This is a genomic window from Streptomyces sp. GB4-14 (genome assembly GCF_022696125.1).
GTDB lineage: Bacteria > Actinomycetota > Actinomycetes > Streptomycetales > Streptomycetaceae > Streptomyces > Streptomyces werraensis.
Genome location: NZ_RZHO01000002.1, coordinates 6601746 through 6627086, shown reverse-complemented (window position 1 = coordinate 6627086; position 25341 = coordinate 6601746). Strand labels below are relative to the sequence as shown.

The 25341-nt window shown below is 71.8% G+C and carries 26 protein-coding genes; 9 read left to right on the top strand and 17 right to left on the bottom strand.

The window, feature by feature from the left end:
• Window positions 1-50: 50 nt before the first annotated feature.
• The gene (rpsN, locus tag ELQ39_RS31910) at window positions 51-356 is read right to left on the bottom strand and encodes a 30S ribosomal protein S14 (RefSeq protein ID WP_190003443.1); all 306 of its coding nucleotides are present in this window, start codon (window positions 354-356) and stop codon (window positions 51-53) included.
• Complete coding sequence (gene rpmB, locus ELQ39_RS31905) at window positions 356-592, bottom strand: 50S ribosomal protein L28 (RefSeq protein ID WP_190003442.1); 237 nt, start codon at window positions 590-592, stop codon at window positions 356-358. Before rpmB ends, rpsN begins: the two co-directional genes overlap by 1 nt.
• 70 nt (window positions 593-662) lie before the next feature.
• Between rpmB and rpmG the strand changes: the two genes are divergently transcribed.
• The 4 genes from rpmG to rpsR are packed head-to-tail and all read left to right on the top strand — an operon-like array spanning window position 663 to window position 2553.
• Complete coding sequence (gene rpmG, locus ELQ39_RS31900; protein WP_033274214.1) at window positions 663-827, top strand: 50S ribosomal protein L33; 165 nt, start codon at window positions 663-665, stop codon at window positions 825-827.
• A gap of 44 nt (window positions 828-871) precedes the next feature.
• A complete protein-coding gene (locus ELQ39_RS31895) occupies window positions 872-1126 on the top strand; it encodes a type B 50S ribosomal protein L31 (protein WP_093766409.1) in 255 nt (84 codons plus the stop codon).
• Entirely contained in the window at window positions 1126-2280 is a 1155-nt protein-coding gene (locus ELQ39_RS31890) for a CobW family GTP-binding protein (RefSeq protein WP_242595415.1), read from the top strand. Before ELQ39_RS31895 ends, ELQ39_RS31890 begins: the two co-directional genes overlap by 1 nt.
• Before the next feature lie 36 nt (window positions 2281-2316).
• A complete protein-coding gene (gene rpsR, locus ELQ39_RS31885; RefSeq protein WP_225625267.1) occupies window positions 2317-2553 on the top strand; it encodes a 30S ribosomal protein S18 in 237 nt (78 codons plus the stop codon).
• 454 nt (window positions 2554-3007) lie between these two features.
• Here the strand turns inward: rpsR and ELQ39_RS31880 are convergent, their stop codons facing one another.
• The 11 genes from ELQ39_RS31880 to ELQ39_RS31830 all read right to left on the bottom strand — a co-directional run bounded on the left by ELQ39_RS31880 (window position 3008) and on the right by ELQ39_RS31830 (window position 15715).
• Window positions 3008-4801: an ABC transporter ATP-binding protein gene (locus tag ELQ39_RS31880; protein ID WP_242595414.1), complete on the bottom strand. Its 1794-nt coding sequence runs from the start codon at window positions 4799-4801 to the stop codon at window positions 3008-3010.
• The gene (locus ELQ39_RS31875) at window positions 4798-6537 is read right to left on the bottom strand and encodes an ABC transporter ATP-binding protein/permease (protein WP_242595413.1); all 1740 of its coding nucleotides are present in this window, start codon (window positions 6535-6537) and stop codon (window positions 4798-4800) included. The genes ELQ39_RS31880 and ELQ39_RS31875 overlap by 4 nt, the downstream gene beginning before the upstream one ends.
• The gene (locus tag ELQ39_RS31870; protein ID WP_242595412.1) at window positions 6534-7667 is read right to left on the bottom strand and encodes a SagB/ThcOx family dehydrogenase; all 1134 of its coding nucleotides are present in this window, start codon (window positions 7665-7667) and stop codon (window positions 6534-6536) included. The genes ELQ39_RS31875 and ELQ39_RS31870 overlap by 4 nt, the downstream gene beginning before the upstream one ends.
• A gap of 8 nt (window positions 7668-7675) precedes the next feature.
• Window positions 7676-9055, bottom strand: a complete 1380-nt coding sequence (locus tag ELQ39_RS31865; RefSeq protein WP_242595411.1) for a YcaO-like family protein — start codon at window positions 9053-9055, stop codon at window positions 7676-7678.
• Window positions 9052-10536: a CocE/NonD family hydrolase gene (locus ELQ39_RS31860; protein ID WP_242595409.1), complete on the bottom strand. Its 1485-nt coding sequence runs from the start codon at window positions 10534-10536 to the stop codon at window positions 9052-9054. Before ELQ39_RS31860 ends, ELQ39_RS31865 begins: the two co-directional genes overlap by 4 nt.
• Window positions 10533-11390 carry a hypothetical protein gene (locus ELQ39_RS31855; protein ID WP_242595407.1) on the bottom strand — a complete coding sequence of 286 codons (858 nt, stop codon included), beginning with the start codon at window positions 11388-11390 and terminating at the stop codon, window positions 10533-10535. Before ELQ39_RS31855 ends, ELQ39_RS31860 begins: the two co-directional genes overlap by 4 nt.
• Window positions 11391-11482: 92 nt before the next feature.
• Window positions 11483-11596, bottom strand: coding sequence for a streptamidine family RiPP (gene amiA, locus ELQ39_RS31850; RefSeq protein ID WP_240449383.1), 114 nt, complete (start codon window positions 11594-11596; stop codon window positions 11483-11485).
• Between the two features lie 57 nt (window positions 11597-11653).
• Complete coding sequence (locus ELQ39_RS31845) at window positions 11654-12475, bottom strand: ABC transporter ATP-binding protein (protein WP_242595405.1); 822 nt, start codon at window positions 12473-12475, stop codon at window positions 11654-11656.
• 20 nt (window positions 12476-12495) lie between these two features.
• Window positions 12496-13503, bottom strand: a complete 1008-nt coding sequence (locus ELQ39_RS31840; RefSeq protein ID WP_242595403.1) for a FecCD family ABC transporter permease — start codon at window positions 13501-13503, stop codon at window positions 12496-12498.
• Complete coding sequence (locus ELQ39_RS31835; protein ID WP_242595700.1) at window positions 13500-14645, bottom strand: iron ABC transporter permease; 1146 nt, start codon at window positions 14643-14645, stop codon at window positions 13500-13502. Before ELQ39_RS31835 ends, ELQ39_RS31840 begins: the two co-directional genes overlap by 4 nt.
• Window positions 14646-14737: 92 nt before the next feature.
• The gene (locus ELQ39_RS31830) at window positions 14738-15715 is read right to left on the bottom strand and encodes an ABC transporter substrate-binding protein (protein WP_225625275.1); all 978 of its coding nucleotides are present in this window, start codon (window positions 15713-15715) and stop codon (window positions 14738-14740) included.
• 86 nt (window positions 15716-15801) lie between these two features.
• Here ELQ39_RS31830 and ELQ39_RS31825 point away from each other — a divergent pair, with 86 nt between their 5' ends.
• A complete protein-coding gene (locus tag ELQ39_RS31825) occupies window positions 15802-17001 on the top strand; it encodes a hypothetical protein (RefSeq protein ID WP_242595401.1) in 1200 nt (399 codons plus the stop codon).
• A gap of 371 nt (window positions 17002-17372) precedes the next feature.
• On the opposite strand, the gene ELQ39_RS31820 is transcribed toward ELQ39_RS31825, so the two are convergent.
• Complete coding sequence (locus ELQ39_RS31820) at window positions 17373-18026, bottom strand: TetR/AcrR family transcriptional regulator (protein WP_242595399.1); 654 nt, start codon at window positions 18024-18026, stop codon at window positions 17373-17375.
• Window positions 18027-18094: 68 nt separating this feature from the next.
• On the opposite strand from ELQ39_RS31820, the gene ELQ39_RS31815 reads away from it, so the two are divergent.
• Window positions 18095-18997, top strand: a complete 903-nt coding sequence (locus ELQ39_RS31815) for an SDR family NAD(P)-dependent oxidoreductase (protein WP_242595397.1) — start codon at window positions 18095-18097, stop codon at window positions 18995-18997.
• Window positions 18998-19913: 916 nt separating this feature from the next.
• Window positions 19914-20786, top strand: coding sequence for a GNAT family N-acetyltransferase (locus tag ELQ39_RS31810; RefSeq protein WP_242595396.1), 873 nt, complete (start codon window positions 19914-19916; stop codon window positions 20784-20786).
• Window positions 20787-20883: 97 nt separating this feature from the next.
• Here the strand turns inward: ELQ39_RS31810 and ELQ39_RS31805 are convergent, their stop codons facing one another.
• Together ELQ39_RS31805 and ELQ39_RS31800 are read right to left on the bottom strand one after the other, a co-directional pair.
• Window positions 20884-21552, bottom strand: coding sequence for an NUDIX domain-containing protein (locus tag ELQ39_RS31805; RefSeq protein ID WP_242595395.1), 669 nt, complete (start codon window positions 21550-21552; stop codon window positions 20884-20886).
• On the bottom strand, window positions 21549-21902 hold the full coding sequence (locus tag ELQ39_RS31800; RefSeq protein ID WP_190003544.1) for a DUF4406 domain-containing protein: 354 nt from the start codon (window positions 21900-21902) through the stop codon (window positions 21549-21551). Before ELQ39_RS31800 ends, ELQ39_RS31805 begins: the two co-directional genes overlap by 4 nt.
• A 607-nt stretch (window positions 21903-22509) precedes the next feature.
• On the opposite strand from ELQ39_RS31800, the gene ELQ39_RS31795 reads away from it, so the two are divergent.
• Window positions 22510-23286, top strand: a complete 777-nt coding sequence (locus tag ELQ39_RS31795) for a GNAT family N-acetyltransferase (RefSeq protein WP_242595394.1) — start codon at window positions 22510-22512, stop codon at window positions 23284-23286.
• An 86-nt stretch (window positions 23287-23372) separates the two neighbouring features.
• Here the strand turns inward: ELQ39_RS31795 and ELQ39_RS31790 are convergent, their stop codons facing one another.
• Window positions 23373-24158, bottom strand: coding sequence for a DeoR/GlpR family DNA-binding transcription regulator (locus ELQ39_RS31790; RefSeq protein WP_242595393.1), 786 nt, complete (start codon window positions 24156-24158; stop codon window positions 23373-23375).
• A gap of 281 nt (window positions 24159-24439) precedes the next feature.
• On the opposite strand from ELQ39_RS31790, the gene ELQ39_RS31785 reads away from it, so the two are divergent.
• Window positions 24440-24964 carry a hypothetical protein gene (locus ELQ39_RS31785; protein ID WP_242595392.1) on the top strand — a complete coding sequence of 175 codons (525 nt, stop codon included), beginning with the start codon at window positions 24440-24442 and terminating at the stop codon, window positions 24962-24964.
• Window positions 24965-25341 lie beyond the last annotated feature (377 nt).

Below are 25341 nucleotides of genomic sequence, written 5' to 3'. Positions count from 1 at the left end.
ACTCCACCGAGTCACGGCCGGACCCGTCGCCCGTCGCACGGACGGAGCGATTACCAGGAGGACTTGGTGACCCCGGGCAGGAAGCCGGCGTGGGCCTGTTCCCGCACGCGGATGCGCGACAGGCCGAACTTCCGGAGGTGGCCGCGCGGCCGCCCGTCCACGCTGTCCCGGTTGCGCACCCGGGTCGCGCTCGCGTTGCGGGGCTGGCGCCGCAGTTCTTCCACCGCGGCCCGGCGTTCGGCGTCGGTGGAGGACGGCCTGCGGATGATCTCCTTCAGCTCCGCCCGGCGGGCCGCGTACCGCTCGACGGTCGCCTTGCGCTTCTCGTTCTGCGCGATCTTGCTCTTCTTGGCCATCAGACCTTCTCCCCCCGGGCGCGGATGCGGGCCACGGCGGCCTCGATGCCGATGCTGTCGACGGTCTTGATCGCCTTCGCGCTGAGCGTCAGCCGGACGTACCGCCCCTCGCTGGGCAGCCAGTAACGCTTGCGCTGGACGTTGGGGTCGAAGCGGCGCGAAGTGCGCCGATGCGAGTGGGAGATGGTGTTGCCGAAGCCCGGTCGGGCGCCGGTCAGTTGGCAGTGGGCGGACATGGTCGTACCTACCTCTCGTCGGGGACGGCTAGTTTTTGTTAATGAAAACCATTCCCATATAGTACCGCTCATGGCACGCAACGAGGTACGCCCGATCATCAAGCTCCGCTCCACCGCGGGAACCGGCTACACGTACGTCACCCGCAAGAACCGCCGCAACGACCCCGACCGCCTGGTACTGCGCAAGTACGACCCGATCGCCCGGCGTCACGTCGACTTCCGCGAGGAACGCTGACCTCCCGCCACACAGCCACCGGCCCCAGAACTCAAGGACGCCCCATGAAGCCCGGAATCCACCCTGCTTACGGTCCCGTCGTCTTCCGCGACCGTGCCGCGAACTACGCGTTCCTCACCCGCTCCACCATGACCAGCGACAAGACGATCGAGTGGGAGGACGGCAACACCTACCCGGTGGTCGACGTCGAGATCTCGCACGTCAGCCACCCCTTCTACACGGGGACCGCCCGGGTCCTGGACACCGCCGGGCGAGTCGAGCGCTTCGAGCGCCGGTACGGTCGACGCGGAGCCAACTGATGCGCGGCGGTACCGGACTCCCTGTCGTCATCGTCGCCGGGCTCCACTCCGAGGCGCGCCGCAAGGTCGTGGAGCGCCTCTTGCACCTGGTGCCCCACAGCGTCGCCCTCCATCACGACCTGTCCAGTGCGGCCGACGGCACCGTCCTGCGTCAGGTGCGCGATGCGTCGGGTGAGCTGTCCCGAGAGGAGGCCCCGCTGGTCAACGACTGCGCGTGCTGCGCGCTGCGCGAGGACCTGGTCCCCGAGTTGGAACGGCTCGCCGATGCCGGCATCACCCGGCTCGCCGTCGTCGAGCTGTGGGACTCCGTCGAACCCAGGGGAATGGCCGAGGTCGTCGTCCAGCACGGTGCCGACGCTGTCCGACTCACCAACGTGATCACGGCGGTCGATCCCGCTCTCGTCCTGCCCTGCCTCGCCAACGGCGACGACCTGGCCGAGGCGGGCCTCGCGGCCGCGGCCGGCGACCAGCGCACGGTCGGCGACACCTGGGCCAGGCAACTGGAGTACGCCCCCGTCCTCGCCGTCGTGGAGAGCGAGGACGCCGACGACGAGGACCGGGCGCTCCTCACCCAACTCCACCCCACCGCCCGTCGGGTGAGCACCGACTCCGAAGAGCTCGCCCGGCTGGCCTTCGCCGGTTTCGACGTGGAAGCGGCCGCCGCCGCCCAGCATCCGGCCTGTGCGCTGCTCCCCCAGGAGGCCGACGAGGCAGGCGTCACCACCTTCGTCTGGCGTCGGCACCGCCCGTTCCATCCCGAACGCCTCTACCAGGCGCTGGAAGACCTCTGCTGCGCCGCGGTCCGCAGCCGCGGAAGGTTCTGGCTCGCCGACCACCCGGACACCCTGCTCGCCTGGGACGCCGCCGGCGGAGCGCTGTGCGTGGAGAGCGCCGGTCCGTGGCTCGCCTCCCTGCCGGACGCCGCCTGGGAGATGGTCCCGCCCGTACGCCGAGCGGCCGCCGCACTGGACTGGCACCCCGAGCACGGCGACCGCTGCCAGCACCTCGTCTTCACCTCCCCCGGCCTGGACCGCGACGGACTCGCGCGGGTACTGGAGTCCTGCCTGCTCACCGACGCCGAGTACAGGGCGGGCCCCGAAGCCTGGAAGCAACTCCCGGCCGCATTCGACTCTCTCCTCGACCCCGTCACGTAGAACCGGCCCCAACCGCCCCGACACAGAAGGAGCACCATGGCCCCCCGCCAAGGCCCCCGCAAGCCGCTCAAGTCCCGCCCCAACCCGCTGGACGCGGCCGGGATCACCTACATCGACTACAAGAACACCGACCTGCTGCGAAAGTTCATCTCCGACCGCGGCAAGATCCGCAGCCGCCGCGTCACCCACGTCACGGCCCAGCAGCAACGACAGATCGCCACGGCGGTCAAGAACGCCCGGGAGATGGCGCTCCTTCCGTACTCGAGCCGGTGAGAAGCGACCGCCAACCCCCTGCGCAAGCGTTTCTGCACTAGATGCGGAAGCACCCGGAATGCACCCCTAGGAGCAGGGGTGCATTCTGCATACCGGTCCACACGAGGAGTTTTGTCAGGGGCTGCTCGGTCTGGTGCGTGCGGTGCTGACCGCGCGAGCGGCACGGTACGGGTCGGTTCGTACAGCGCGGCCCGCGAGGCTGCGCGGCAGACGCCACGACGACCAACGTGGAGATTCAAGGGCTTGACGCCCTGGAGAGCGACACATGGGTGACGGTGACGGGCACGTGGCGTCCTCGTGGCGAACTGGGTTTTCCCTCGGCCTAGCCCCCCGGTGCTGCGGGCCACGACCGTCGTACGGATCGCGGAGCCGTCGGACCCGTACGAAGAGCGCTGACAGGGCCGGCGGAGGGCGCACCCGGCGTCGCTCGTCCAGGTGCACCCGTGCCTCAGCGTCACTGGTCCGGTTGCCGGGGCGAACTGCCGCGCTCGGAAAGGGTGGTGGCGCTGAGGATGCGGTTGAGCGCGCTGTCGGGGCTGCTTGTGAGGTCCTCCCAGGTTCCCTCTTCCGTGATGAGGCCGTCCTCCAGGACTGCGATGCGGTCGGCGCGGCGGATGGTGGCCGGGCGGTGGGCGATGAAGATCGTCGTGCGGCTCTCCTGCCGCAGCGCGGTGGCGAGTTCGGCGTCGCCGGTGTTGTCCAGGTGGGCGGTGGTCTCGTCGAGCACGAGGACGCGCGGTCCGGCCAGCAACGCGCGGGCCAGGGCGATGCGGGCCCGCTGACCGCCGGAGAGCGTGGCGCCCCGCTCGCCGACGAGGGTGTCCAGGGGGGCGATCCGGTCGACGCCGCACAGCCGTGCCGCCTCGGCCAGCGCCCGGTCGTCGGCCTCGGGCGCGGCGAGCCGCAGGTTCTCGGCGAGGGTGCCGTGGAAGAGGGGGGTGTCCTGTCCCACGAGGACCACCGCCCGCCGCAGTTCTGCGTCGTTCACCTCCCTCACATCCACGGGATCGCCGTCGGCGGGCAGCAACTGGACCTCACCGGCGGAGGGGTCCCAGAAGCGGGCCAGCAGGTGGGCGCAGGTGGACTTGCCGGCTCCGGAGGCGCCGACGAGGGCGAGTGTCCGGCCGGGATGGACGGTGAGGTCGACGCCGTCCAGCACGGGGATGCCGCCGTAGTCGAACCTCACTCGGTTCAACCGGACGCCCAGTGGTCCGGGAGGCAGGGGGCGAGGTACGGCGGGTGGTGGTGCCAGGGCGGGGGCCTTGACGGCCGCGTCGACGCGGGCGGCGGCGGCGCGCAGGGCCACGGCCTGGCTCAGGGCGCGGGCGGACTCCGCGACCGGGCCGAGGACGGACAGGGCCAGCGCCATCGCGGCCGGGACCCAGGCACCGTGCAGCCGTCCGGAGGTCACGGACTGTGCCGCCGCAGCGACCACGCCGAGGACCGCGACCACGATGAGGAGGTCGCGGACGGCGGCGGCGACGGCCTCCCAGGTGGCCTCGGCGCGCTGGGCGTCGCCGACCTGCCGCCCCCGCTCCGCCAACTTACGGCGGCGTTCGTCCAGAGCGCCGAAGGCAAGCAGCTCGCGCAGCCCGTCGACGGTCTCCACCGTGTCGGCCGACAGAGCGGCCACCGCTGTGCGGGTGCGGCCGCCGCGCACCGTGCGCGCGCCTGCGTCGGCGAAGGGGGCCACGGCAAGCAGGGCAGCGACCGGCAGCACGGCCACCAGCATCCACGGCTCCACCAGGGTCAGAAGTACCGAACCGCCGGTGAAGACCGTTCCTGCCGCGAGCAGTTGGGCGGTGGTGTGCGCGTAGAAGAACTCCAGCGCTTCCACGTCGGCCATGGCGGTGGCGGCGAGGTCGCCGCTGCGGCGGCCTGCGACCCGGGCGGGCGCGCTGCGGGCCAGTCCGTCGAAGACGCGGACTCGCAGTGCGGCCAGCACCCGGTAGGCGAGGTCGTGGGAGAGGTCCATCTCCCGCCAGGTCATCAAGGCGCGTACGAGAACGAGGGCGACGAGCGCGGTGACGGTGATGGCCGTGGGAAAACGCCCTTCGATGACGGCGATGCCCACGGTGTGCGCGGCCAGGGTCACCAGCGTGACGAGAGAACCCTGTTCGAGGAGCGCGGCGGCACAGGTGCGAGCCGTCATGGCACGGTGTGCCGCGAGGGCCGGCAGCAGCGCGCGCAGCGCACCCCGCACGGGAAGGTCGGACCCGGTGGCGGTGGGACCGATGACGGTGCTCATGCGGCGAGTTCCCCTCGGTGGGCGCGGCCGGCCTCGACGAGCCGGGTGTAGACGCCGCCGGCCTCGACCAGACCGGTGTGGTCGCCGACGGCGTCCACACGTCCCGCGTCGAGGACGACGATCCGGTCGGCGGACCGGACGGCCGCGAGCCGGTGGGCGACCACCAGGACGGTCCGCCCACCGACCGCCTTCAGCAGCTCCCGGACGATGTCCGCCTCGCGTCGTTCGTCGACCGAGCTGGTCGCCTCGTCTAGAACGAGGACCGGGGCATCGGACAGCAGGGCCCGCGCGAGGGCGAGCCTCTGTCGCTGCCCCCCGGAGAGCGTGGCGCCCCGTTCTCCGAGGAGGGTGGCGTAGCCGTCCGGGAGGGCGGTGATCTCGTCGTGGATCCCGGCGGCGCGCGCCGCCCGGGTGAGCTCGTCGTCGGTGGCATCCGGCCGGGCCAGGCGCAGGTTGTCGGCGATGCTGGCGTGGAACAGGTACGTCTCCTGGGAGACGACGGCGATGCCCTGCCGCAGCGAGTCGAGCGCGTACTCGGTCGTCGGGCGGCCGTCGAGGGTGATCCGCCCTTCCTGCGGGTCGTGGTGGCGCAGGAGCAAGGCCAGGAGGGTCGACTTGCCGGCGCCGGACGGCCCGACGATCGCGGTGGTCCGTCCCGCCCGCGCGGTGAAGGAGACCCCGTCCAGTGCGGGTGCGGGAGCACCGTCGTAGGTGAACCGGACATGGTGAAAACCGAGTTCGGGCGGCGTGTGCCGGTGCGCGGACGCCGTCGCGGTGTCGGGGACCGCCGGCACGGACGTGCGCAAGGCTTCCAGCCCGTCGGCGGCCGACACCCCCAGGTATCCGGCGTGCCACTCCCGGGCATGGTCGCGGATCGGGCGGAAGCACTCGGAGGCCAGCAGCAGCACCAGATAGGTGCCGGCCGCAGTGGTGGATCCGGTGATGGCCGACCAGCATGCCAGGAGCGCTGCGGCGGCGGTGCCGCCCTGGATGGCGAGGTCGGTGATGCCGGTGTCGGCCAGGGACACCCGCAACTTGGCGACGGTCGCCCGGTGCAGGGCCGCGGACCTCTCCTCCAGGCGCGCCCGGGTGCGGCCGACCGCGCCCGCGGCGCGCAGGGCGGGCATGCCCTGGAGAGCCTCCAGGTAGTCGGCGCCCAGTCCTTCGTAGGTGTCCCAGTGTTCCTTACCGCGGGCGGCGAGGAGCCGGTCCCAGGCGCGCGGCCCCAGCAGGGCCAGGAGCAGGGCGGGGACGAGTCCGACAAGGGCCCGGGGTTCGACCACGGCGAGGACGGCGAGGACCAGGGGTGGTACCGAGAGGGTGACCAGGAGCTGGGGCAGGTAGCGGGAGACATAGGCGTCGACGCCCTCCACCCCGTCGACCAGGGTGGTGCGGACGGCCCCCGCCCGCGCTGTGGTCAGGTACGCGGGCCCCAGCCGGCCCAGATGGGCCAGGAGTTCGTCGCGCAGTGCCACCCTGACCCGGGCTCCGGCGCGCGTGGCGGTGCGCCGCTGCCACAGGGCGAGCGCGGCGCGGGCGGCGACGACGGCGAGCACGGCGGCCAGCAGCCATGGGAGCTGGCCGGTGCCACCGCGGGCCAGGCCGGCGAGCGCGAGGGCCAGCAGCACGGCCTGTGCCAGGTGCGTGAGGGTGACGGCTCCCTGCAAGAAGGTGGCCGCGAGCAGGGGACGCCGTGCGTGCCGTGCGGCGCGGCGCAGCTCGGGGTGGACGATCATGTCGGATTCTCCTCGTCGGCGTTGCGGGTGCCGAGGGCCAGGGCGTGTACGACCCAGTCACGGCCCGGCGCGGCTCCGAGGGCGGCGCCGAGATCCGCCTGCTGCCAGGAGCCGACGGGCCGGGCCGCCAGCCCGTGGCGCAGGGCTGTGACATGGGCCAGGTGGACGGCGAAGCCGGCTCGCAGGTGGGCACGGCGGATGTGCGCGGCGTCGGCGTCCGCGGGGCAGCCGTGGGCGAGCAGTATGGCGCCGGCGTCCGCAAGCCACGCCTGGCCCGCCGCCCAGGCCGCGAGCGTCGGACGGGCCTCGCCGAACGCGTAGGGCCGCAGGGTGGCGCCCTCGGGAGCCAGTTCCATGAGGCCGGGCCGAGGTGGGCCGACCGCGGCGCACCAGCGCAACAAGCGGCCGTCCCCGGCCCGTTCGGCGGTGGCCAGGATTGCCTGCAATGCCTCGCCGGGTGGGCTGCCCCGCAACGGTGGCGGGGTACTGCGGCGCGCCAGCAGGTCGGCCGGCGTCGGCCGGTCCTCGGGGTCCGCGAGGCGCTTCGGCCCCTGCCCGTCGGGCGGTGGGATGCGCACGACGGCCAGGGGGTTCTCGGTGCGCCCGTCCATCCGCACATCGCATCCTTCAACGCCCAGGACGCGGGCCGCGAGGAGCAGCGCCGCGGCGGCGTGCCCGGTGTCCAGCAGCAGGAGGGGCCAGGCCCGGTGGCTGTAGTGGGACACCGTGCGCTGCACGGTGACGGAGAGGGCGGCGGTCGCGCCGGGCGGCGTGCCCCCGACGGGAGGGCCGAGGTGGTGGACGCGATGGCGCAGGGGGTCGTAGCCGTAGCGGCCGGGCGGCAGGGAGCAGCCGGTGCCGACGACCAGTTCGGTGTCCACCGGGTGCAGCGCACCGGCGGAGGGGGTGGGCCTGAGGCGTCCGGAGGCGTCCGAGGCCGCCAGGGACAGACGCAGCAGGGTCCGCAGGTCGAGGTTCGCGGGGCCGGCCTCCGGGATCGGGCGCGGTGGCCCTGGCCAGTGGCGGACGGCTGTCCCGGCGGGGGTGTCGGGGCCGGGGCTCTCCGGGGAGCGGGCCCGGGCGAGGGCGGCGACCGGGTCCGTCGGCAGGTTCTCGCGGTGGTTCTCCACAGTGGCCCTCACATGTGCGGCGGAGGTGCCAGCGTGAAGTCCCGCGGCGCGCTCGGCGCGGTGGTGCGCCATCCGCGCGCCACGGCGGCCTCGGCCAGGCGCGGGCAGCCGAAGTACCCGAACGCGGCGGGCGCGTTGGGCAGCAGTCCTGATACGAGGACCCGGGCGACGCGCAGCGCGGTCTCCGCCACGTCCTCGGTGGTGAGATCAAAGGTCATGACGCGGTGGCCGCCGCCGCGCAGCGTTCTCCTCAGCCGCTCCCGGCTGCCTGGCTCGACCTCCGCAACCGACACCGTCCCGAGCGCAGGCTCGGTGAACCTCCGGGCCTCGACCGCCATCCGTTCGTCCAGCCACACCTGCACGTGTGCTCCCAGGTCTCGCACGTGCTCGAACTGCTCGCCGCACACGTCGAGGTAGCGGCCGTCGGCCCGGTGGTCCAGATAGAGCCCGCGGGCCAGCAGCCCGGCCTCGACGGCCTGGAACACCCAGCCGTCGGGACCGGTCAGGCCTTGGGTGAAGACCCAGGTGTGGACGGCTTCGAGGACGGCCTTGCGGGCTGCTTCGGCCGGATCGTACTTGCAGGCGAACCCGGCGGCGTACAGGCCGAGGCGCGGGTCGTGGACGAGCGCGGCCATGCAGGGGGCGAACTCCGAGTGCATCTCGACGATGTGAACCTCCAGCGCGGAACCGTCGAGGTCGTCGGTGAGGCCGGGCACGCTCGCCGGGTCGATGCCCCGGGCCGGGCCGTCCAGATGCCACCACAGTTCCAGGGCGTCGCGTTCGACGATTTCCAGCAGGCCGCGCTCGATCGCGTCGTCGAGGTTTTGTCCCGTGGCGATCCCGGCGTAGTTGAGGTGGTGGGTGCGGGGCAGCTCGCGCAAGTCGCCCTGGCGCCAGTTGAGGTGGGTGAGCGAGACGGGTGCCCAGACCTCGGCGGCGGTCCCGTCGGGCAGTCGTTCGGATCCTCGTGTCCACAGCGCGGGGGTGTCGGCGGTGAGCGGGCGGTAGGGGAACTTCTCACGGGCGTACTGCCAGGGTGCGTAGGCGGGCAGATCGGCCGGGCCGTACAGGCGCAGGCCCTTGTCCGCCAGTTCGGCGGCGGTGGCGCGCAGGGGTGCGTCCGGGTGGCCGGGCGGCGGCACACGGTTGCCGCAGTAGCGCTCAATCCCCTCGGCTATCGCGGCGACACGGGCCTGCTCCGGATCGCCGAAGGTGGTGCCGAGGGAGACCCGGTCGGCGGGCCACAGCCCGAGTCTGCGAGCGTCGGACACCTCGGCCGTGAGCGCGGTGTAGCGGGGCGGGGCGCCCGCGGGGTGCGCGACGGGCTTGACCTTGCGGATGATGCCGCAGAGGGGGTCGACGAGGGCTTCCAGCGGCAGAGTTGTCATCGCAAGATCTCCTCGGCAGGGTCGGTGGGGGCGGGAGGGGACGGGAGCACGGGCAGGTACAGCACCACGCTGTCCGGGTCGATCTGCCGCCGCGAGGCGAGCAGGTGTTCGGCCGTCATCGGGTCGTCACCGGTGTGGGGGTTACGTGCGTGGGCCGGGAAGTGGTGTCCGGCGATCTCCAGCCGCAGCCGGGTACCGGCCCGGAGCCGACGGGCGAGTCGGCCGAGCTCGACGGTGAACGTGCTTTCTCGGCCTGTTGGTTCGACACGCCGCACGATGCCGACGGCGAGCGGCTCGGCGGTCCCGTCGGGTGAGAGTGCGACGAGCCGGGCCACCCAGTCGGCGGACGGTGTGTGGGCGGTGGCCCGCAGTCGCACACTGGACGGTCCGACGAGGTCGAGCGGTCGCGGCGACGGCGGTGTGACCAGCAGGCAGCGGTCGGGCGGGCCATCCGCGGGCACGGTCAGGTCGTCGGAGCGAACGGGCCGTGCGGGGTCGGCGGTGAAGACGGAGCCGTGCAGCAGGCGCGTGCGGTGGGCGCGCGGTTGCCCCTCGGCGTTGGCCGGCAGCCATAGGCCGGCGGCACCGAGCGCCAGTGCGCCGTGGCGGCCGGGGGCGAGGTCGCCGGTCAGGGCGCGGCGGGCCCAGCGCACGTACAGTTTACCGAGCTCGAGCCGGTGGGCGGGTCCCGCGTCCGGCCACGGAGCAGCGGTCAGGGAGTGTCCCCAGGGGCCGAGCAGCAAACGCGCCGGAGCTCCTCCCCAGGCGCGCCACAGAGCGACGGTCTCCTCGGTGAAGTGGTCGTGGTGTCCGCCCACCGCGAGCAGGGGTTGCCCGGCGTGCGCCGCCCGCGCCACGAGCCGCCCGCGGTCGTGATGGCGCCACAAGCCCGCCCACGAGGGCAGGGCGCGTCCCATGCGCTCGGGCAGTGCGGTCAACGGCAGGTGGGCGAGCAGGCCGGGATCCTCGGCGAGGGCCTTGTTCAGCGCACTGTCGTCGGAGTCACGCCGGTCGCCGTGGGCGGCCCACCATCCGGCGCGGGAGAGCAGCCGTTCCACGCCGGACGCCTCGCGGGCGGTCTCAGCCAGGCCAAGGGCGGGCACGGCCGCGATGACGGCATCCGGCCGGGCATCCCCTGGGACGTCGAGGGCGAGGACGAGGGCGCAGTGGGCCGCGTAGGAGGCGCCGACGGCCACCAGCCGCCCGTCGTTCCACGGTTGCTGCCGGATCCAGCGGACGGCTGCTGTTCCGTCGGCGGCCTCGTGCGCGTACGGGTGCCACTCCCCTGGCGACGCGTAGCGGCCCCGGACGTCTTGTACCACGGCTGCGAACCCGCGGCGGGCCCAGCCGCGCGCCTCGGCCCGGTGGCGTGTCCGGTCGTAGGGGGTGCGGATCAGGACGGTCGGGAAGGGGCCGTCGCCGGCCGGGAGGCAGGTGTCGGTGGCGAGTTCGCCCACGGCGACCGTCCGGACCGCCGTCATTCACCCTTCCTCGGCGTCGGTGCGACGTCGGGTACCGGGAGGACGGCGTGCTCGGTGACGGTCAGCGTGCGCAGGTCCACATGCCGGAGCCGACGGCGTGCCGGGAGGCCGACCGGGTCGGGGGCGCCGGTGGCCCACCGGCTGAGATCGTCCGCGAGCAGCGCGGCGAGCAGCGTGGCGGCGGGCACAGTGAGCCGGACGGGCGTGCCCGAGGTCCGGGGGCCACTCCAGTACGCGGCCAGTTCCCGGTGGGCGGGTGTGGCGGCGAGCCGGCGGGACCGGACGTGCGCCGACGTGACGTCCCCGGGAGTGACGGCCACCGGCTCGATGTACGCCTGCCAGCCTTCGCGGTGGCAGCGCAGCCACGCAACACCGTGCTCCGGCAGGCGGTCGGCGGCGTCCCACAAGCCGTCCGGCACGGGCCCGTCCAGGCACCACACGACCGCGGAGGGGCTTCCGTCGAGCAGGTCCTCCATCCCCACCGGCGAGCTGCCGGAGGAGGTCCCCGCCGAAGTCGTACGGGGCCGCGCGCCCAAGGCGGTCAGTTGCACGGCGAGCGGTTCGGTCAGGACCGGGTCGCCGAGGATCCTGACGTCTTGGAGAGCGGCGGGCCACTCCTCCGGACCCAACGGGCCTTCCGCCAGATATCCGGCTTCCGCGAACGCCCGGATCACGCGATCCATCCCCTCGTCCACCGGGGCTGCGGTCCCCCCGGCAAGCAGGGAGAGCAAGGCGTCCTCGTCAGTGTCCCCTGTTCTGACGCTGAAGAACTCCCCCTCGGGGGTGCGGACGGCCAGCCCTCGCCCGGGCACGGCGACGACCTCGACACCGGGGACGAGTCGGCTACGGGACACGGTGTTCCTCCTGTCGACGGGAGCGGGGACGGGCGTGGGCCCGCCCGGAAGGCATCGGGCGGGCCCACGGTCGAGGGTGGCCAGGCCCTCGCTTACTCCTCGGTGTCCTCGAAGGGGTTCTCGACGAGCGCGTTGGAGTGAGAGGCCGAGTCGTGAGCCAGCTGACCCGGGTCGGCGATCGGGGCGAAGACCTGCTCGTTCTCCATGAACTCTCCTTCATCAGCAGGGAGATACAGCGTTCGGTTGAGCGCCGCGGCTTCACTCTAATGAATCTGATTTTCATATTCTAGATCTGCGATGGGGTGATCTGGGTAACACACGGGCCACCCACCTTCCGGATCCTCACCGACCCGGCCTGCCACCTGCAGCACCTCCGCCAGCAACCCCGGCGTGACGACCTGCTTCGGTGCTCCGTCGGCCACCACGCGGCCCTCCCGCAGGGCGACGATCCGCTCGGCGAACCGGGCTGCGTGGGCCAGGTCGTGCAGCACCATCACCACCGTGAGCCCGCGTTCCTCCCGCAGACGCACCACGGTCTGCAGTACGTCGAGCTGGTGGTGCAGATCCAGGTACGTCGTCGGTTCGTCGAGCAGCAGGACCCGGGTGTCCTGAGCGAGCGCCATCGCGAGCCTGACGCGTTGCCGCTCGCCGCCGGACAACGCGTCGACGTCACGTTCGGCCCACTCCTCCACCCCGACATCGCGCAGCGCCCGACGCACGACGGGGTCGTCGCCCTCGCGCAGCATGCCCAGCGGGCCGCGCGCCGCGTACCGCCCCTGCCGGACCAGGTGACGGACCGTCATTCCCGGGACCGCCGGAGCCGACTGGTGCAGCAAGGCCACCTTCCGGGCCGTGGCGCGTCTTGAAAGCCGCGTGACATCGTCCTCGCCGAGCAGCACGCGCCCTTCGCCGGGTTTCAGCAGCCCGGCGGCCACCCGCAGCAGGGTCGACTTGCCACAGCCGTTCAGGCCGATCAGGGCGGTCAGCTCGCCCGGCCGGACGGTCAGGTCCACGCCCTGCAGCACAGGCCGTCCGGGGTAGCCGAAGTGGACCCCCTCGAGGTGGATCCCCACGGACTCGATCATGCTCAGTCCTCAATTCGACGTCAGAACGTACGGCTCGGCGTGCGGCGCACGACGAGCAGCAGCAACGCGGCACCGAGACAGGCGGTGAGTGCCCCGACCGGCAACGTGAGCCGTCCGGAGTCCAGCGCCGTCGCCAGCAGCCGCGAGGACAGCTGCGCCGCCGCGTCCGCCCCGCACACCACAACAGCGCCTGTCAGGGCGGCGCCGGGAAGGCTCCGGCGCAGGTCCGCACCGAAGACGGCCACGGCCAGATGCGGGACGAGCAACCCGACGAAACCCAGCGCGCCGACGGCAGCCACGGCGCCAGCGGTCAGGGCCACCGCGCACAGCAGGGCCAGGGACCGGGCCCGGCGGACGGAGAGGCCGGCTGCGAGGGCGATGTCGTCCCCGCAGCGCAGCAGGGTCAACGGCCCCGCCAGCAGCCAGGCGGCGGCCAACCAGAGGAGCGCCCATGGCCACAGCAGGTGCCAGTGCTCCCACACCCGGCCCTCTGTGGTGCCCACCAGCCACTGCACGACGCTGCCGAGCTCGCCCGGCTCCACGAGCAGCACCATGGCGGTGAACCCGCCGAGCACCGCCGACACCAGCACCCCGTGAACGGCGGTCTGCGCGGGATCACCATGGCGGCGGCCGGCGAGCAACCACAGCAGTGCCGCTCCGGCGCACCCACCCGCGCACGCGGCGAGGACCACGGCCAGGGGCGAATCCCACCCGGCGAGCCCCAAGGCGGTCGCGGTGACGGCGCCGAGGACCGCCCCTGGGGTCACGCCCGTCACCTCCGGCCCGGCCAGGGGATTTCGCAGTGCGGACTGCAGGACCAGGCCTGCCACGGCCAGACAGGCGCCCGCGCCGAGGGCGACGAGCAGCCTCGGCAGACGCAGTTGGAACACGATGTGGCGCTCCGTCGCGTCACCGCCACCGTTGAGGACGTCCCAGACGTCCACCGGAGACATGCCGCGCCCGGCCACCACCTCCACCGCCGCGCACACGACGGCCAGTGCCGCAAGGGCCGTGAAACGCCGTGTCACCGTACGTCCTCCGTTCCGGCCGCCCCCGCAGGCGGCAAGGTCGGACTGCCGTGCCCGGGTTCGGTCCGGTGAGCGTGCGATGCTGCTCCGGTGGGAGGTACGTCGTCCGCCCCAGCCGGAGCCGTCTTCCGCAGCCCGGACAGCTGCTCGCGCGTACCGGCCGAAGCGGCCTGTCCGTGCCGGGCCGTCCGGCGGCGGCCGCTCGACCGCATCAGCGCGACGCCGGCCGGCACTCCCAGCAGGGCCGTCCACGCGCCGGCGGGGGTCTCCACGGGAGCCAGCGCCAGCCTGGCCGGGACATCGGCGACCGCCACGACGACCGCGCCCCAGGCCGCGGACCAGGGGAGCCAGCGCACCGCTCCGGCCGCGGGATTGAACCAACGGCTCAGGTGCGGGGCGAGAAACCCCACCCAGGCGACGGGCCCGCACACGGCCGTCACCGGGGCGATCAGCACCACGGCGATGGCCAGCGCTGCCAGCCGGGCGCGTTGAGCTCGCACACCGAGCGCCTGGGCGTCCTCGTCGCCCAGCCGCAGGACGGACAGCACCGGCGCGCACAGCACGAGCGCCGGCACCGCGACGAGCAGCCACGGCCACATGCCCGTCACGTCGTCCCACGTCCGGGCGGACAGGGAACCGAGCAGGTAGCGGTAGATCAGCTGGAGGTCCAACTGGTCGGCCATGACCATCAGCACGAGCAGCGCAGCCTGCAACGCGGCCGCCACCGCCGCACCGGTCAGCAGCACGGCGGAGGGGCTGCGGCCCATCCCGGCCACCAGCAACGTGAGCCCGCCACCGAGGGCGGCCCCGCCGATGGCCAGCAGAGGCTGAACCGCGGCGGGCAGGGAGAAGGCCAGCACCAGCGGAGCGGCCACCCCCAGCGCCGCCCCGGACGACACACCCAGCATCTCCGGAACCGCCAGAGGATTGCGCAACGCCTCCTGGAGCACCAGTCCGGCCGCCCCCAGACAGGCTCCGGCGACCAACGCCAGCAGCAGCCGGGGCACGCGGAGTTCACTCACGACGACCCCGGCGAGGGTGGTCTCCCCCTCCATCACAGCGGCGCCCAGCCGGTGCGGAGGGACGTAGGGGGTACCGAGGCTCAGCGCGCCGACCGAGGAGACTGCCAGCAACACGACCACAAGGAGCGGTTGCCTCCTCCGCGCACCGCGCGACGGCCGCTCCTCGCCCGCCGCGGCGCGATCGGCCACGGCGGGCACTGAAAGAAACGTCCTCACCGCAGCGCGGCCGTGGCTTCGTCGAGCACGATGCCCAGCGAACGGGTGCCGCGCCCCTTGGCCCACACCTCTGAGTTCACCTCGTGGACGTCACCGTTCTTCACTGCCGGGATCTTGCTCCAGAGCGGGTTCCCGGCGAGCTTCTCGGACAGCTTGCCCTCTGCGTCGCCGAAGCTCATCGTCTCGACGAACAGCACGTCGACGTCCTTGGCGAGGATCTCTTCGAGACTGTAACTGCCCTCCACGCCTCGGGACTTCCACGGGTAGTCGGCGATCCTGGGGAACAGGCTGGCGGCCACGTCACCTTCGGGCGTCGCCACGCCGAAGTTCTCGTCACTGCCGTAGATGATGAGCGCCGTCTTGTCGCTCGGGGTCTTCTCGGCGGCGGCGAGCTTCGTCCGGAACGTCCTCTCCGCCCTCTCCCCCTGGGCGGTGCGGCCGGTGAGGGCGGCGGTGTCGCGCAAGTAGCCCACGCTGTCCTGCCACGTCTCGGGCTGCATGGCCCAGAATGTGGTCGCTCCCTTCAGCGCTGGGGCGAGCTTGCCGTGCGTGTCCCCGAGGCCGATCACGAGGTCGGGCTTGTGGGAGAGGATCGCCTCCACCTCCGGGGCGATGAAGCCGCCGGGGATGGTGTCCACTTCCTTGGCCTTCTCCTCCCCCAGGAAGTCCGGGTGGGAGAGCACCGCGCTGTTGGTGGCCGTCGGCACGATGCCCAGTTCGGTCAGGATGTCGTCGCACAGGGCGAACAGGCAGACGATCCGTTCGGGCTTCTTCTTCAAGGAGATCTTGACGCCATTGGTGTCGGTCAACTCCGTCGTCGCCTTGATGGGTTCGACGGTCACCTCCGTCTTCGCCGCGGGCTCGGCCTTGCCGTTCGCGGGCTCTTCGGAGGACGAGCCGCAGCCGACCAGGAGCGAACCCACCGCCGCTGCGGTGAGCCAACTGCGGACGAATCTCGACGGTGAGCGCAGCATCGATGCCCTCGTTTCTTCTCAGGTACCGGGAACGCACTGAAGATACATGATAATCGTTTTCACAAAGCCGGTTCACTGGAGGACTCATGCCTGCTGCCGCTCCCGTCCTGCTCGTCTCCGATCACGTGGCCGGAGCCGTTCACCTGCTGACCGTGCCCGACGGTGCCGTAGCAGGAAGCCTGACCGGCCGTCACCTTTCGGAGCACGCCGGCTTTCTGGCGCTGCCGGGCGGTCGGGTGGCCTGCGTCGACGACCGCCGCGGGGAGCTGCTCGTGCTCGACCCCTACGCCGAGAAACTCGTGGAGCGCGCGGTTCCGGTCGCCGTGCCGGCCGAGCACCTCGCCTGCGACCCCTCCGGCCGCCGACTGGCCCTCACCACCGGCCTCGGCAAGAACAGCGAACCATGGTCGGACCTGCTGACGGTCCTCGACCTGGGCACCGGGGAGGCGGCACGGGTGCGAACGCGCATCGGCGAACCGGGCGTCACCGTGCTGGGCGAGACCGACCCTCTGGTCGTACTGCGGCACCGGGAGCCTGGTGCGCTTGCCGTCCACCGGTTCGCGGACCTCCTCGCGGCTCCGCCTGGCTGCCCCGTGGTCACCCCTCACGCGCTCCTGCCGCTGCCGGACGACGGACACGGGGACGCGCAGGCACCCGACTCGGAGCAGGTGTTCGCGGCCACGAGCCAGGGAGTACACCGGGCCCGCAGAAGGGGCGACATCCTCGTTGCCGAGGCGGTCATTCCGTGGGCGTCGCCGGCCCGAGGCTGGTACCTCCGGCTCGACACCCGGCGTCAGGGACTGTGGACCACACTGCGCGGCGGCGACCCGGACCCGCTGCGCTGGCCGGAGTGGACCAACCAGGCATGGCACCACGAGCTGGGAACCGGCCGCACGCTGCTCACGGACCTCGGTCCCGGGCTTGTGTTCCGGCTGGCCCTCGCCCGGTGCCACACCGCCTTCACCCGTGTCCATCCCGACGGCGACGAGCTGATCCTGCTCGACGCCGACGGCGCCGCCCGCCGCTTCGCCCTGCCCGGCATGGACGGGGCTCCACGCCGCGGCGGCACACCCTGGGAGGGCGTCCAACGCCGCGCGGTGGCCGCCTCACCGGGATGCGACTGGATCGCCGTCACCCGGGGCGGCCACGGCGAGGTGCACATCGTCGACGCGGAGACCGGCCACGAGGCGGCGCGTCCGCGGCTGAGCACACCGCTGCATCACGGCGGCCACCTGACACTGCGCGTCCGGAACGACGGTGCTGACGGTGATCCCGTGGGTCGGTGACGGGCCGAGGGCCGACGCGAGCTCTGCCGCGACGAACCCCTCGGCGAACGCGTACGCGTCGACGGCGAGGCAATCACCGCCCGTCGACGCGGCCTGGCGCGCTCGACCAACACGTGATCCATACCGGGACGGCAGCGTCGCCGCGAAGGGTGGCGGCTGCGGCGGGCGCGGCTCGACGTTTCGGGGCTCACCTGGCGAGTGGGCCTGCGCGTGGGCGACTGGAGCAGGCGCCGACGGACGCGAGGCGTCGGCACAGACCCGTATGCCCCGGTGCGGTCGCCGCGGGGTTGCTTGGGCGAGGCGGCCGGTGGGTGGGTCGGCCCGGCCCTGGGACGGGATCCGAGTTGCCCGAGCGGGTCCTGAGCGGGTGGTCAGGCTCTCGTTCCGGTGAGGAACGCGGTGAGTATGCGGCGCAGGCGCGGTTCCACCTCGACGACGGCGTGTCCGAGCCGGGGGTCGGTGGTGTAGAGCTCGCGGAGGCGGGGGCCCGGGGTGGCCATCTGCCACAGGGCGCCGGCCATGCCGGTGGCGGTGGACACCAGGTCGAGGGTCTGTTGTTCGTCGAGGCCCAGGAGGCGGTCCAGCTCGGCGCCGATGAGTGCGACCTCGTGGAGGGTGACGAGCTTGAAGTCGCGTACGGCTTCCAGCGAGACGTTGCGTTCGAGGTTGAGGGGGGCCTGGGCGAGGAGGTCGCAGAAGACAGGGCGTGCGGCGAGGGTGGTCGCAAAGGCGTCCGCGACGTCGGCGGGGTCGGCCGTGGGCCTGCTCCGCAGGCGGGTGCGGAGTGCGGTGGACCATTCGCGCCAGCCCTCGGCGGTGAGCTCGAGGAAGATCTGCTCCCTGGTCTCGAAGTAGCGCAACAGGGCGGATTTGTGCATGCCCACTTCGGCGGCGATGTCGGTGAGGGTGACGTCGCGGATGCCGCGTTCGCGGCCGAGACTTCGGGCTGCTTCCAGGATCGCTGTCTCGCGTGCCTGTTTGGCTTCCCGGCTGCGGGCCCGCTGGAAGGAGGCTGGCTGCGTCATGGAGTCATCATAGGAACACCTAACGCAACCCTGTTGCATTATTTGGAGAACAGTGTTTCGCTAACTCTATGAGTGAAAGTACAGACAACGCGCGCGGCGCGCAGCAGCGAGTTTGGTTCGTCACCGGCTCCTCCCGCGGGCTCGGGCGCGCCCTGATCACCGCCGTTCTCGAGGCGGGTGACCTCGTCGTCGCCACGGCCCGCCGCCCCGAGGCACTCGCCGCGGAGCTTGAGGATCACGGCGACCGAGTTCTCGCACTGCCGCTGGACGTCACCAGCGCGGATGCGGCCCGCGCGGCGATCGATGCCGCGCTCGAGCGCTTCGGCCGCCTCGACGTCGTGGTGAACAACGCCGGCTATGCGAACGTGGCACCGGTCGAGACCGCGGACGACGAGGACTTCCGCGCCCAGTTCGAGACCAACTTCTGGGGTGTCTACCACGTGACCAGGGCAGCGCTGCCCGTTCTGCGGCAGCAGGGGTCCGGGACCGTGGTGCAGATCTCGTCCGTCGGCGGCCGGGTCGGCGGCTCCCCAGGCATCGCCTCGTACCAGGCGGCGAAGTTCGCCGTCGACGGGTTCACCCGCTCGGTGGCGGCGGAGACCGCTCCGTTCGGGATTCAGTTCATGGTCGTCGAGCCGAGCGGCTTCGCCACCGACTGGGCCGGCTCCTCCATGACCGTCCACCCCGTCCCCGACGCATACGACGCCACCGTGGGCGCCATGAACCGCCGGGTGCGCCAGGGCACCGCCGGCAGCGCGGGCGACCCGGCGCGCGCCGCGGAGATCATCGTCCGCACCGTGCGGCGCGGCGAGGTCCCGACCCACCTGCTGCTCGGAGTGAACGCGGTGACCCTCGCGCTCGACTACTCCCGCCGCCAGCTGGACGAGGCGGGCGCGTGGGAGGCGGTGAGCCGCTCGGCGGACTTCGCCGAGCCCTACCCCGTCGAGCTGCCGCCGCTGACGAAGCGCTGACCGCTTCCTGCGGCCCGTCGGCCGGCTCCGGAAACCTCGCAGGGCCTTTCCCTGGTGTCTTGCCGCTTTGCCACCAGTCCTCGGCCGTACGGTCTGCTGCCCGGTGAGCGTCCAGGGCCGCAGCGCCTCCGCAGCTCGACCGGCGGTGTGCCACGCGGTCACCGCACGATCCAGTTCGCCGGCGGGACGGCTTCGGCCGACGCGCAGGCTTTACCGCAGACGGACCGGGGTGGTGGCCGCCAGACGCACCGTGTCCTGCGGGTGCCTTGGTTCCAGGCCCCGGCGGCGTCCGTCCGAGCCCCAGCCACCCTCAGCGGAGGCCCGGCGGCGCAGCACCGAACCGGTGCGAGCGGGCGAGGAGGTCACGAGCGCACAGGCACGCCTCGGTGACGGGCCGGTCCAGCGGGCCGGATGCGGTGCCGGTGAGCGGTTCATCGGGTGCGACGGGTGGCTCGGGCAGTGGGGGCGCGGCGGGCAGTGCGATGCGAGGGGCGTGGACGGCCCTCGCACCGCCACCGCCTGGACTGCGCTCCGGAGGCCGATCAGCGGCGGCAGGGGGCATCGCCGAGGAGCCAGACCCGCGAGCAACTCACTCCTCTCACGCCACCGGTCTCTCACCGCCCACCCCCGCCCCACCGTCGGCCACCTCGCCGCCTACGCCGGGCCCGCCCCCAGACCCGCAACACCAGCCGCGGCGCACGGCCGTCCGGACCGACCTGGTCCTCGGTCCTCGGTCCTCGGGGAGATCGCCGGATCGTTCGCCTAGCTGGCCAGGCGCCGCCGTGGTGCGATGGAAGGGGGCGGGAAGGAGAAGGTGATGATCCCACCAGCAGCCGAGCGCAGAAGTGGAGTGGCTCCGGTATCAGTCCGTCCGCTGGATGAGTCAGACCTGGATCGGGCCGATGAGATTTGCAGGATGGCCTTTGGGACGTTCCTCGGGGTCCGTGATCCTTTCGAAACCGTCGACTACGTGCACACCCGCTGGGCGGCAGATCCGCGGTCGGCGTTCGCGGCGACAGTCGGGGACGAGCTCGTCGGGTCGAACTTCGCCACCAACTGGGGCAGCATCGGTTATTTCGGCCCGTTGACCGTGCATCCGGACCTGTGGGACCAGGGTATCGGCCGGCGTTTGATGGAGCCGGTCATGGACTGCTTCGACGCGTGGGGGAACTCCCACCTCGGTCTGTTCACCTTCTCCCACAGCGCCAAGCATCTCGAGCTCTACCGCCGGTACGGTTTCTGGCCTCGATTCCTCACAGCCATCATGAAGAAGCAGGTCACGGCCGAAGCCCCAGTGCCCGGCAGAGCCCTCTACGGCGAACTGCCCGCCGCTGAGCGACCCGCCGCGCTGAACCTCTGCCGCTCACTGACAGGAGCCGTGCACAAGGGCCTGAACCTGGAACGCGAAATCGTGACCGCGCTCGCTCAGGGAGTCGGTGACACCATTCTGCTCCGTGGCGCCGGCTCCGAGTTGGACGGCCTGGCCGTCTGCCATTGCGGAGCCGGGTCAGAGGCCGGCGCGAACGTGTGCTACGTCAAGTTCGGCGCCGTACGTCCCGGTCCGGAGGCCGCCAACCGATTCGGCCAACTGCTCGACGCGTGCGAGCAGTTGGCCGCCGAGCGCGGACTGGGCGAGTTGGACGCCGGCACGAACCTGGGCCGCCCGGACGCATATCGGCGCATGATCGACCGCGGTTTCCGCACGTGGCTGCAGGGCGTGACCATGCACAGGCCCAACGAACCCGGATACAGCCACCCCGACGCGTATGTGATCGATGACTGGCGCTGAGCCACCGCCGCCACGCTCGGCCGGCTCGGGCATCAGCCGCTGGCCGGTCAGTCGGCGCGGCGCCGGCTCCCCAGTAGCGGTACAGCCGGGAGACGGCTCAACGACTGATGCTTTTGAAGGGCCCGTCCAATGCGGCCCATTGCAGGAGCATGATCGTCTTTGCGTCGGCGATCTCTCCCGAGCGGATCATGGCCAGGGCCGTAAGAAAGGGAAGTTCGAGGACCTCGATGTCCTCGCCCTCGTCGGCGAGTCCTCGCGTTTCGCCCGCCTGAGCGGTGGTGCTTTCATAAGGGGCGGCGAAGAAGTGCAGGCGCTCGGTGACCGAGCCGGGACTCATGTACACGTCGAAAACGTGCTCGACCTCGCCGACCCTCCTACCCGTTTCCTCCGCCGCCTCCCTGCGGATCGCCTCCTCGGCCGTGTCACCCTCCAGCAGGCCTGCCGCTGCCTCGATCAGCATCCCGTCGGGATGGCCGTTGACATAGGCAGGCAGCCGGAACTGACGGGTCAGCAGAACGGTGGAGCAGGGGACGTTGTGAAGCAGGAGAGTGGCTCCGTCTCCGCGATCGTAGGTCTCGCGCTGCTCGCGGCTCCAGTGCCCGTCACCGTGCCGGTAGTCGAAAGTCGTCTTGCGCAGGACGGACCAGTCGCACGACAGGACCTGCACGTCGACGATGCGCACCCGCGGGTTGCCGGTCAGCTCGCGGCCGTGCCGGTCGAGTCCGGTACGGCCGCGTCCGTCGGGTACGTCGATCCCCGCCGTCACCGGGCAGCCGGGATGTCGTCCAGGCTCGTGTAGACGTCCTTGCCCCAGGCTCGTGCTCGCGCAACCATCAGGTCCGCGCCCTCGGAGGGGCCACCGATGCGCAGGACCGCGTCGCAGCGGAAGAGGAGCTGCTCGGCGAGGGGGTGGAATATCTCCTCGTAGGCGGCGTCGCCGGGGCCGGTACTGCCAGCGGTCTCCAGCAGCGGGAGGGCGAGCGCCTCGCCGGTGACTCCGAGGTGGCCGGCACGGAAGAGCGCCAGGGCGGCCTCGTTCATGGCGCGGACGTTCGCCTCCATCTTGCGCGGGTCGTCACCGGTTCCCGACCGGTACGGTCCGGCGACGAGGATCATCAACGAATGCGGTTGGTGGTTCACAGGATGTCTCCTCCACGAGATCTGAAGCGGAAGCGGACTTTGACGGGGGAACTCGTCCCCGTAGCAGTCCGAGCCGACCGAAAGGGGTCAGGTTCCGTCGGGCGGCGTTGCCTCACACCGTTCTAACATGGAGACGTTCATTTGACCACTTCGATGTTTGATCACTGAGCCTTGCAGAATGACGTCCGCAGGGGCGGCGGTACAGGAAATCGCACGCCGACGCGACAGCGCGATCCACGCGGTCCAGCCATCTCCATGTTCATACGAACACGCCATGTGCGATTTGATGTTAGTGTGGCCGCGTTGACCGACAGTGCGCCCGTCGCGCCGCATCACGGGAGTGAAGGGTGCAGCCTCGCACCTTCCCTGCCGTCGCCGGCTTCGGCGTCGTTCGGTCACCCCGGCCGGCGCCGGCAGTACTTCTCGTTCACGTCCGCTCACCGCCTCCGGATGGCTGACGGGGACCCGGTATGGGACCGGTCGCGCGGCGAGGCGGAAGATGTGGGACACCCGGAGAGATTGAAGACGGTAGTTGATCATGAAGCAGTACGCAGGTGCCGGTGAAGCGGACATCCTCGTGCGCATGGAAGCCAACCTGGCAGAGCACGCGGCCCACCTGCACCGGAAGGTCGTCGGTGCGTCCGTGACCGAAACGGACGACCTGCTGATCGCCGACAGCGGGATCGACGACGACACGTTCAACATCGTGGCGGCGGCACGCTTCGCTCCCGGGCAGGCCGCGGCTCGCATCGAAGCGACGGTCCACACGCTGAAAGCCGCGGGACGCCCCTTCTCCTGGTGGGTCGGACCCACTTCCACGCCCTCGGACCTCTCCCGCCGCCTCGAGGCAGCCGGCCTCGAAGCCTCCGAGAGCGAGACGGCGATGTGGGCACCCCTCGACGCGCTCCCCTCCCGCCCACGCATCGCGGAGTTGGACATCCGTCAGGTGAGGAGCCCCGGACAGCTCGCCGACTATGCCGCTGTGCTGTCCGCGAACTGGGACCCGCCGGCCGCCACGGTGCGGGCCTTCTACCGCGACGCGGCCCGCTGGGCCCTCCGGCCCGACTGCCCCGCCCAGTACCTCATCGGGTACTACCGCGACCAGCCGGTCTGCTCGGCGGAAGTCTTCCACCACGCCGATGTGGCCGGCATCTACAACATCAGCACCCTCACCGGCCACCGCCGACGCGGCTACGGCGGCGCCATCACCGTGGCCGCGCTCCACGCCGCACGCGAACACGGCCGGTCCCGCGCGGTGCTCCAGGCGACATCGGACGGTGAACTGGTCTACCGACGCCTGGGGTTCACGGCGTGCGGCAGCTTCACGGAGCACGCTTTCCACCCGCAGGACGTCGCGTGACCCCGAAGTTCGTCTGCGGCAGCGTCCGGGGACGTGAGACGACGTGCGAGCCGCCCCGCCGGTCCCGCGCACGGCGCCGGCGGCCGTTACGCCAGGTGGACCTCGACCCCGGACTTCCTCAGGGCATGGAGGGTCTGGGGGCCGTTCGGATGGGTCTGCGCGTCCTCAGCCGCGGCATCAGTGACGAAGGCACCCGCCGCGCCCAGCGGAGCAACCCGGCTGAACGCCCGCACCCCGAGTTTGGTGGCGTCGGCGACCACGACGGTCCGTGCCGCCTGCGCAAGACCGACCTGCTTGACCGCCGCGTCGTCGAGGGAGAACTCCGTCCAGCCGCGCTCGGCGTGGACCCCGCCGATCGACATGACGAAGCAGTCGAAGCTCAGGGACTCCAGGGTGCGTAGCGCCAGGGGGCCCACCAGCGAGCGTTCACCCGGACGCGATCGCCCTCCCACCACAAGAAGTTCGATGCCCTGCTTGTCCGCCAGGACTTCGGCTGCCTGCAGGCTCAGTACGGCCACCGTGAGCGGAGCGCGCTCCACCAGGTGTTCCGCGACGTGAACCGTGGTGGTGCCCGCGTCCAGCAGCACCCTTGACCCAGGCTCGATCATCGCGGCGACCGCCGCCCCCAGCCGGTCCTTGGTAGTGGCCTGCCACTCGCGCCGGGCGAGGAAGCCTCCCCCCTCTTCCCGCGTACGCACGGGAACGGCGCCGCCGTGCACCCGGCGCAGCAGGCCCTGGCTCTCCAGCGCGTTCAGGTCCCGGCGAACGGTCATCTCCGAGACGCCGAGGCGTTCGGCCAGTTCCGACACGGACAGCTTGCCCGCGTTCTGGACGAGCCTCAGGGTCAGGTCAAGACGGTCTCCGGCACTCATGGCACTACTTCTAACACCGATCTGTTCGTTCGCACAAACGAGGCCCTGTCGCCGGCCACGCGCGCCGCAGCACAAGCGTGGTCGGTATGACACCCCTCGGCCGCCTCGGGCAGCCGTCCGACGTGGCCGACGCATCGCGTTCCCCGCAGTGCCGGGACGGCCGGTGGATCACGGCCGTCCCGGCACCGGAGAACCAACGGTTGGTCAGATGAGGGGGAGAACGCGGGGTATCCGGAAGGCGATGACGCTGTCCCGACTTCGTTTTCGAGGAGGTCTGCGCTGTGCTCTCGCTCAAGCGCTTACTCGACCGCAGTCTGACCGCACAGGCGGTCCTGGTGTTCCTCCTGGGACTGGGCATCACGGCCCTGTTCCGCAGAGACGAGCACCCAGCTGCCTGGGTGTTCCATAGCGCTCTGTACACCGGCATCGCCGTCGCGGTCCTGGCCGTGCAGCGCCGCCGGGCCGCCCGAGCCGTGGGCACCGACGCGGGCGGACTCGCGGATCTCAACCGGAAGATCCGTCACCACGAGGTGCCGCAGGAGCCCGAGGAACAGGCGGCCGTGCGACGGCTGGTGACCGAGCAGCTCGGCCAGATGGAAAGGGCCCGCAAGTGGCTGCCGTACTGGCTCGGCGCCATGGGCATCCTCACCATCGGCTTGGTCGTACTCGGTGCCGTCAGCGGGTCCCTCGTCCTCCCCCTTGTGTTCGCCGCAGGCATGGTCGCGCTGTGCTTCTGGGTTCTGTGGATGCGCCGCCGTTCCCTGGAGCGACTTCACTGGATGCGCCAGGCCTTGCAGCAGAAGTGAGCAGCCGGAAGGGGCGGGGACGGTGGGCGGGCCGGGAACCGGCGGCCTCGTCGGCCTGGGCCGCCGACGCGCATGCGAGGGACCACGTCGCCCGAGGCATGGCGACCGCCGTCCCTTGGGCGCATCCGCAGCGAACGTGGCGGTCCTCGCCGCACCGGCCCTCTTCCGCCGTCCCGCTGGGCTGACCAGCCGAACTGTGCTGCGGCCACGTTGGTGTCGAGAGCACCGGCGGACGCCGGCCGGACTTCGTGAGAAGGCCGGCGGCCCTTCTCTGCGACGCGTATCGCCGCCACCGGGCGTGGTGACGGCGAGGCGCACATCGTGAAGGTGGAGAGCGGCCACAGCGGCCCGCGGCGGGCCGCTGTGGCGAGGGCATG

What these genes read in the sequence shown, in the direction of transcription:
- rpsN (WP_190003443.1), bottom strand. Translation starts at nt 356, where the DNA reads ATGGCCAAGAAGAGCAAGATCGCGCAGAACGAGAAGCGCAAGGCGACC.
- rpmB (WP_190003442.1), bottom strand. Translation starts at nt 592, where the DNA reads ATGTCCGCCCACTGCCAACTGACCGGCGCCCGACCGGGCTTCGGCAAC.
- rpmG (WP_033274214.1), top strand. Translation starts at nt 663, where the DNA reads ATGGCACGCAACGAGGTACGCCCGATCATCAAGCTCCGCTCCACCGCG.
- ELQ39_RS31895 (WP_093766409.1), top strand. Translation starts at nt 872, where the DNA reads ATGAAGCCCGGAATCCACCCTGCTTACGGTCCCGTCGTCTTCCGCGAC.
- ELQ39_RS31890 (WP_242595415.1), top strand. Translation starts at nt 1,126, where the DNA reads ATGCGCGGCGGTACCGGACTCCCTGTCGTCATCGTCGCCGGGCTCCAC.
- rpsR (WP_225625267.1), top strand. Translation starts at nt 2,317, where the DNA reads ATGGCCCCCCGCCAAGGCCCCCGCAAGCCGCTCAAGTCCCGCCCCAAC.
- ELQ39_RS31880 (WP_242595414.1), bottom strand. Translation starts at nt 4,801, where the DNA reads ATGAGCACCGTCATCGGTCCCACCGCCACCGGGTCCGACCTTCCCGTG.
- ELQ39_RS31875 (WP_242595413.1), bottom strand. Translation starts at nt 6,537, where the DNA reads ATGATCGTCCACCCCGAGCTGCGCCGCGCCGCACGGCACGCACGGCGT.
- ELQ39_RS31865 (WP_242595411.1), bottom strand. Translation starts at nt 9,055, where the DNA reads ATGACAACTCTGCCGCTGGAAGCCCTCGTCGACCCCCTCTGCGGCATC.
- ELQ39_RS31860 (WP_242595409.1), bottom strand. Translation starts at nt 10,536, where the DNA reads ATGACGGCGGTCCGGACGGTCGCCGTGGGCGAACTCGCCACCGACACC.
- amiA (WP_240449383.1), bottom strand. Translation starts at nt 11,596, where the DNA reads ATGGAGAACGAGCAGGTCTTCGCCCCGATCGCCGACCCGGGTCAGCTG.
- ELQ39_RS31845 (WP_242595405.1), bottom strand. Translation starts at nt 12,475, where the DNA reads ATGATCGAGTCCGTGGGGATCCACCTCGAGGGGGTCCACTTCGGCTAC.
- ELQ39_RS31830 (WP_225625275.1), bottom strand. Translation starts at nt 15,715, where the DNA reads ATGCTGCGCTCACCGTCGAGATTCGTCCGCAGTTGGCTCACCGCAGCG.
- ELQ39_RS31825 (WP_242595401.1), top strand. Translation starts at nt 15,802, where the DNA reads ATGCCTGCTGCCGCTCCCGTCCTGCTCGTCTCCGATCACGTGGCCGGA.
- ELQ39_RS31820 (WP_242595399.1), bottom strand. Translation starts at nt 18,026, where the DNA reads ATGACGCAGCCAGCCTCCTTCCAGCGGGCCCGCAGCCGGGAAGCCAAA.
- ELQ39_RS31815 (WP_242595397.1), top strand. Translation starts at nt 18,095, where the DNA reads ATGAGTGAAAGTACAGACAACGCGCGCGGCGCGCAGCAGCGAGTTTGG.
- ELQ39_RS31810 (WP_242595396.1), top strand. Translation starts at nt 19,914, where the DNA reads ATGGCCTTTGGGACGTTCCTCGGGGTCCGTGATCCTTTCGAAACCGTC.
- ELQ39_RS31800 (WP_190003544.1), bottom strand. Translation starts at nt 21,902, where the DNA reads ATGATCCTCGTCGCCGGACCGTACCGGTCGGGAACCGGTGACGACCCG.
- ELQ39_RS31795 (WP_242595394.1), top strand. Translation starts at nt 22,510, where the DNA reads ATGGAAGCCAACCTGGCAGAGCACGCGGCCCACCTGCACCGGAAGGTC.
- ELQ39_RS31790 (WP_242595393.1), bottom strand. Translation starts at nt 24,158, where the DNA reads ATGAGTGCCGGAGACCGTCTTGACCTGACCCTGAGGCTCGTCCAGAAC.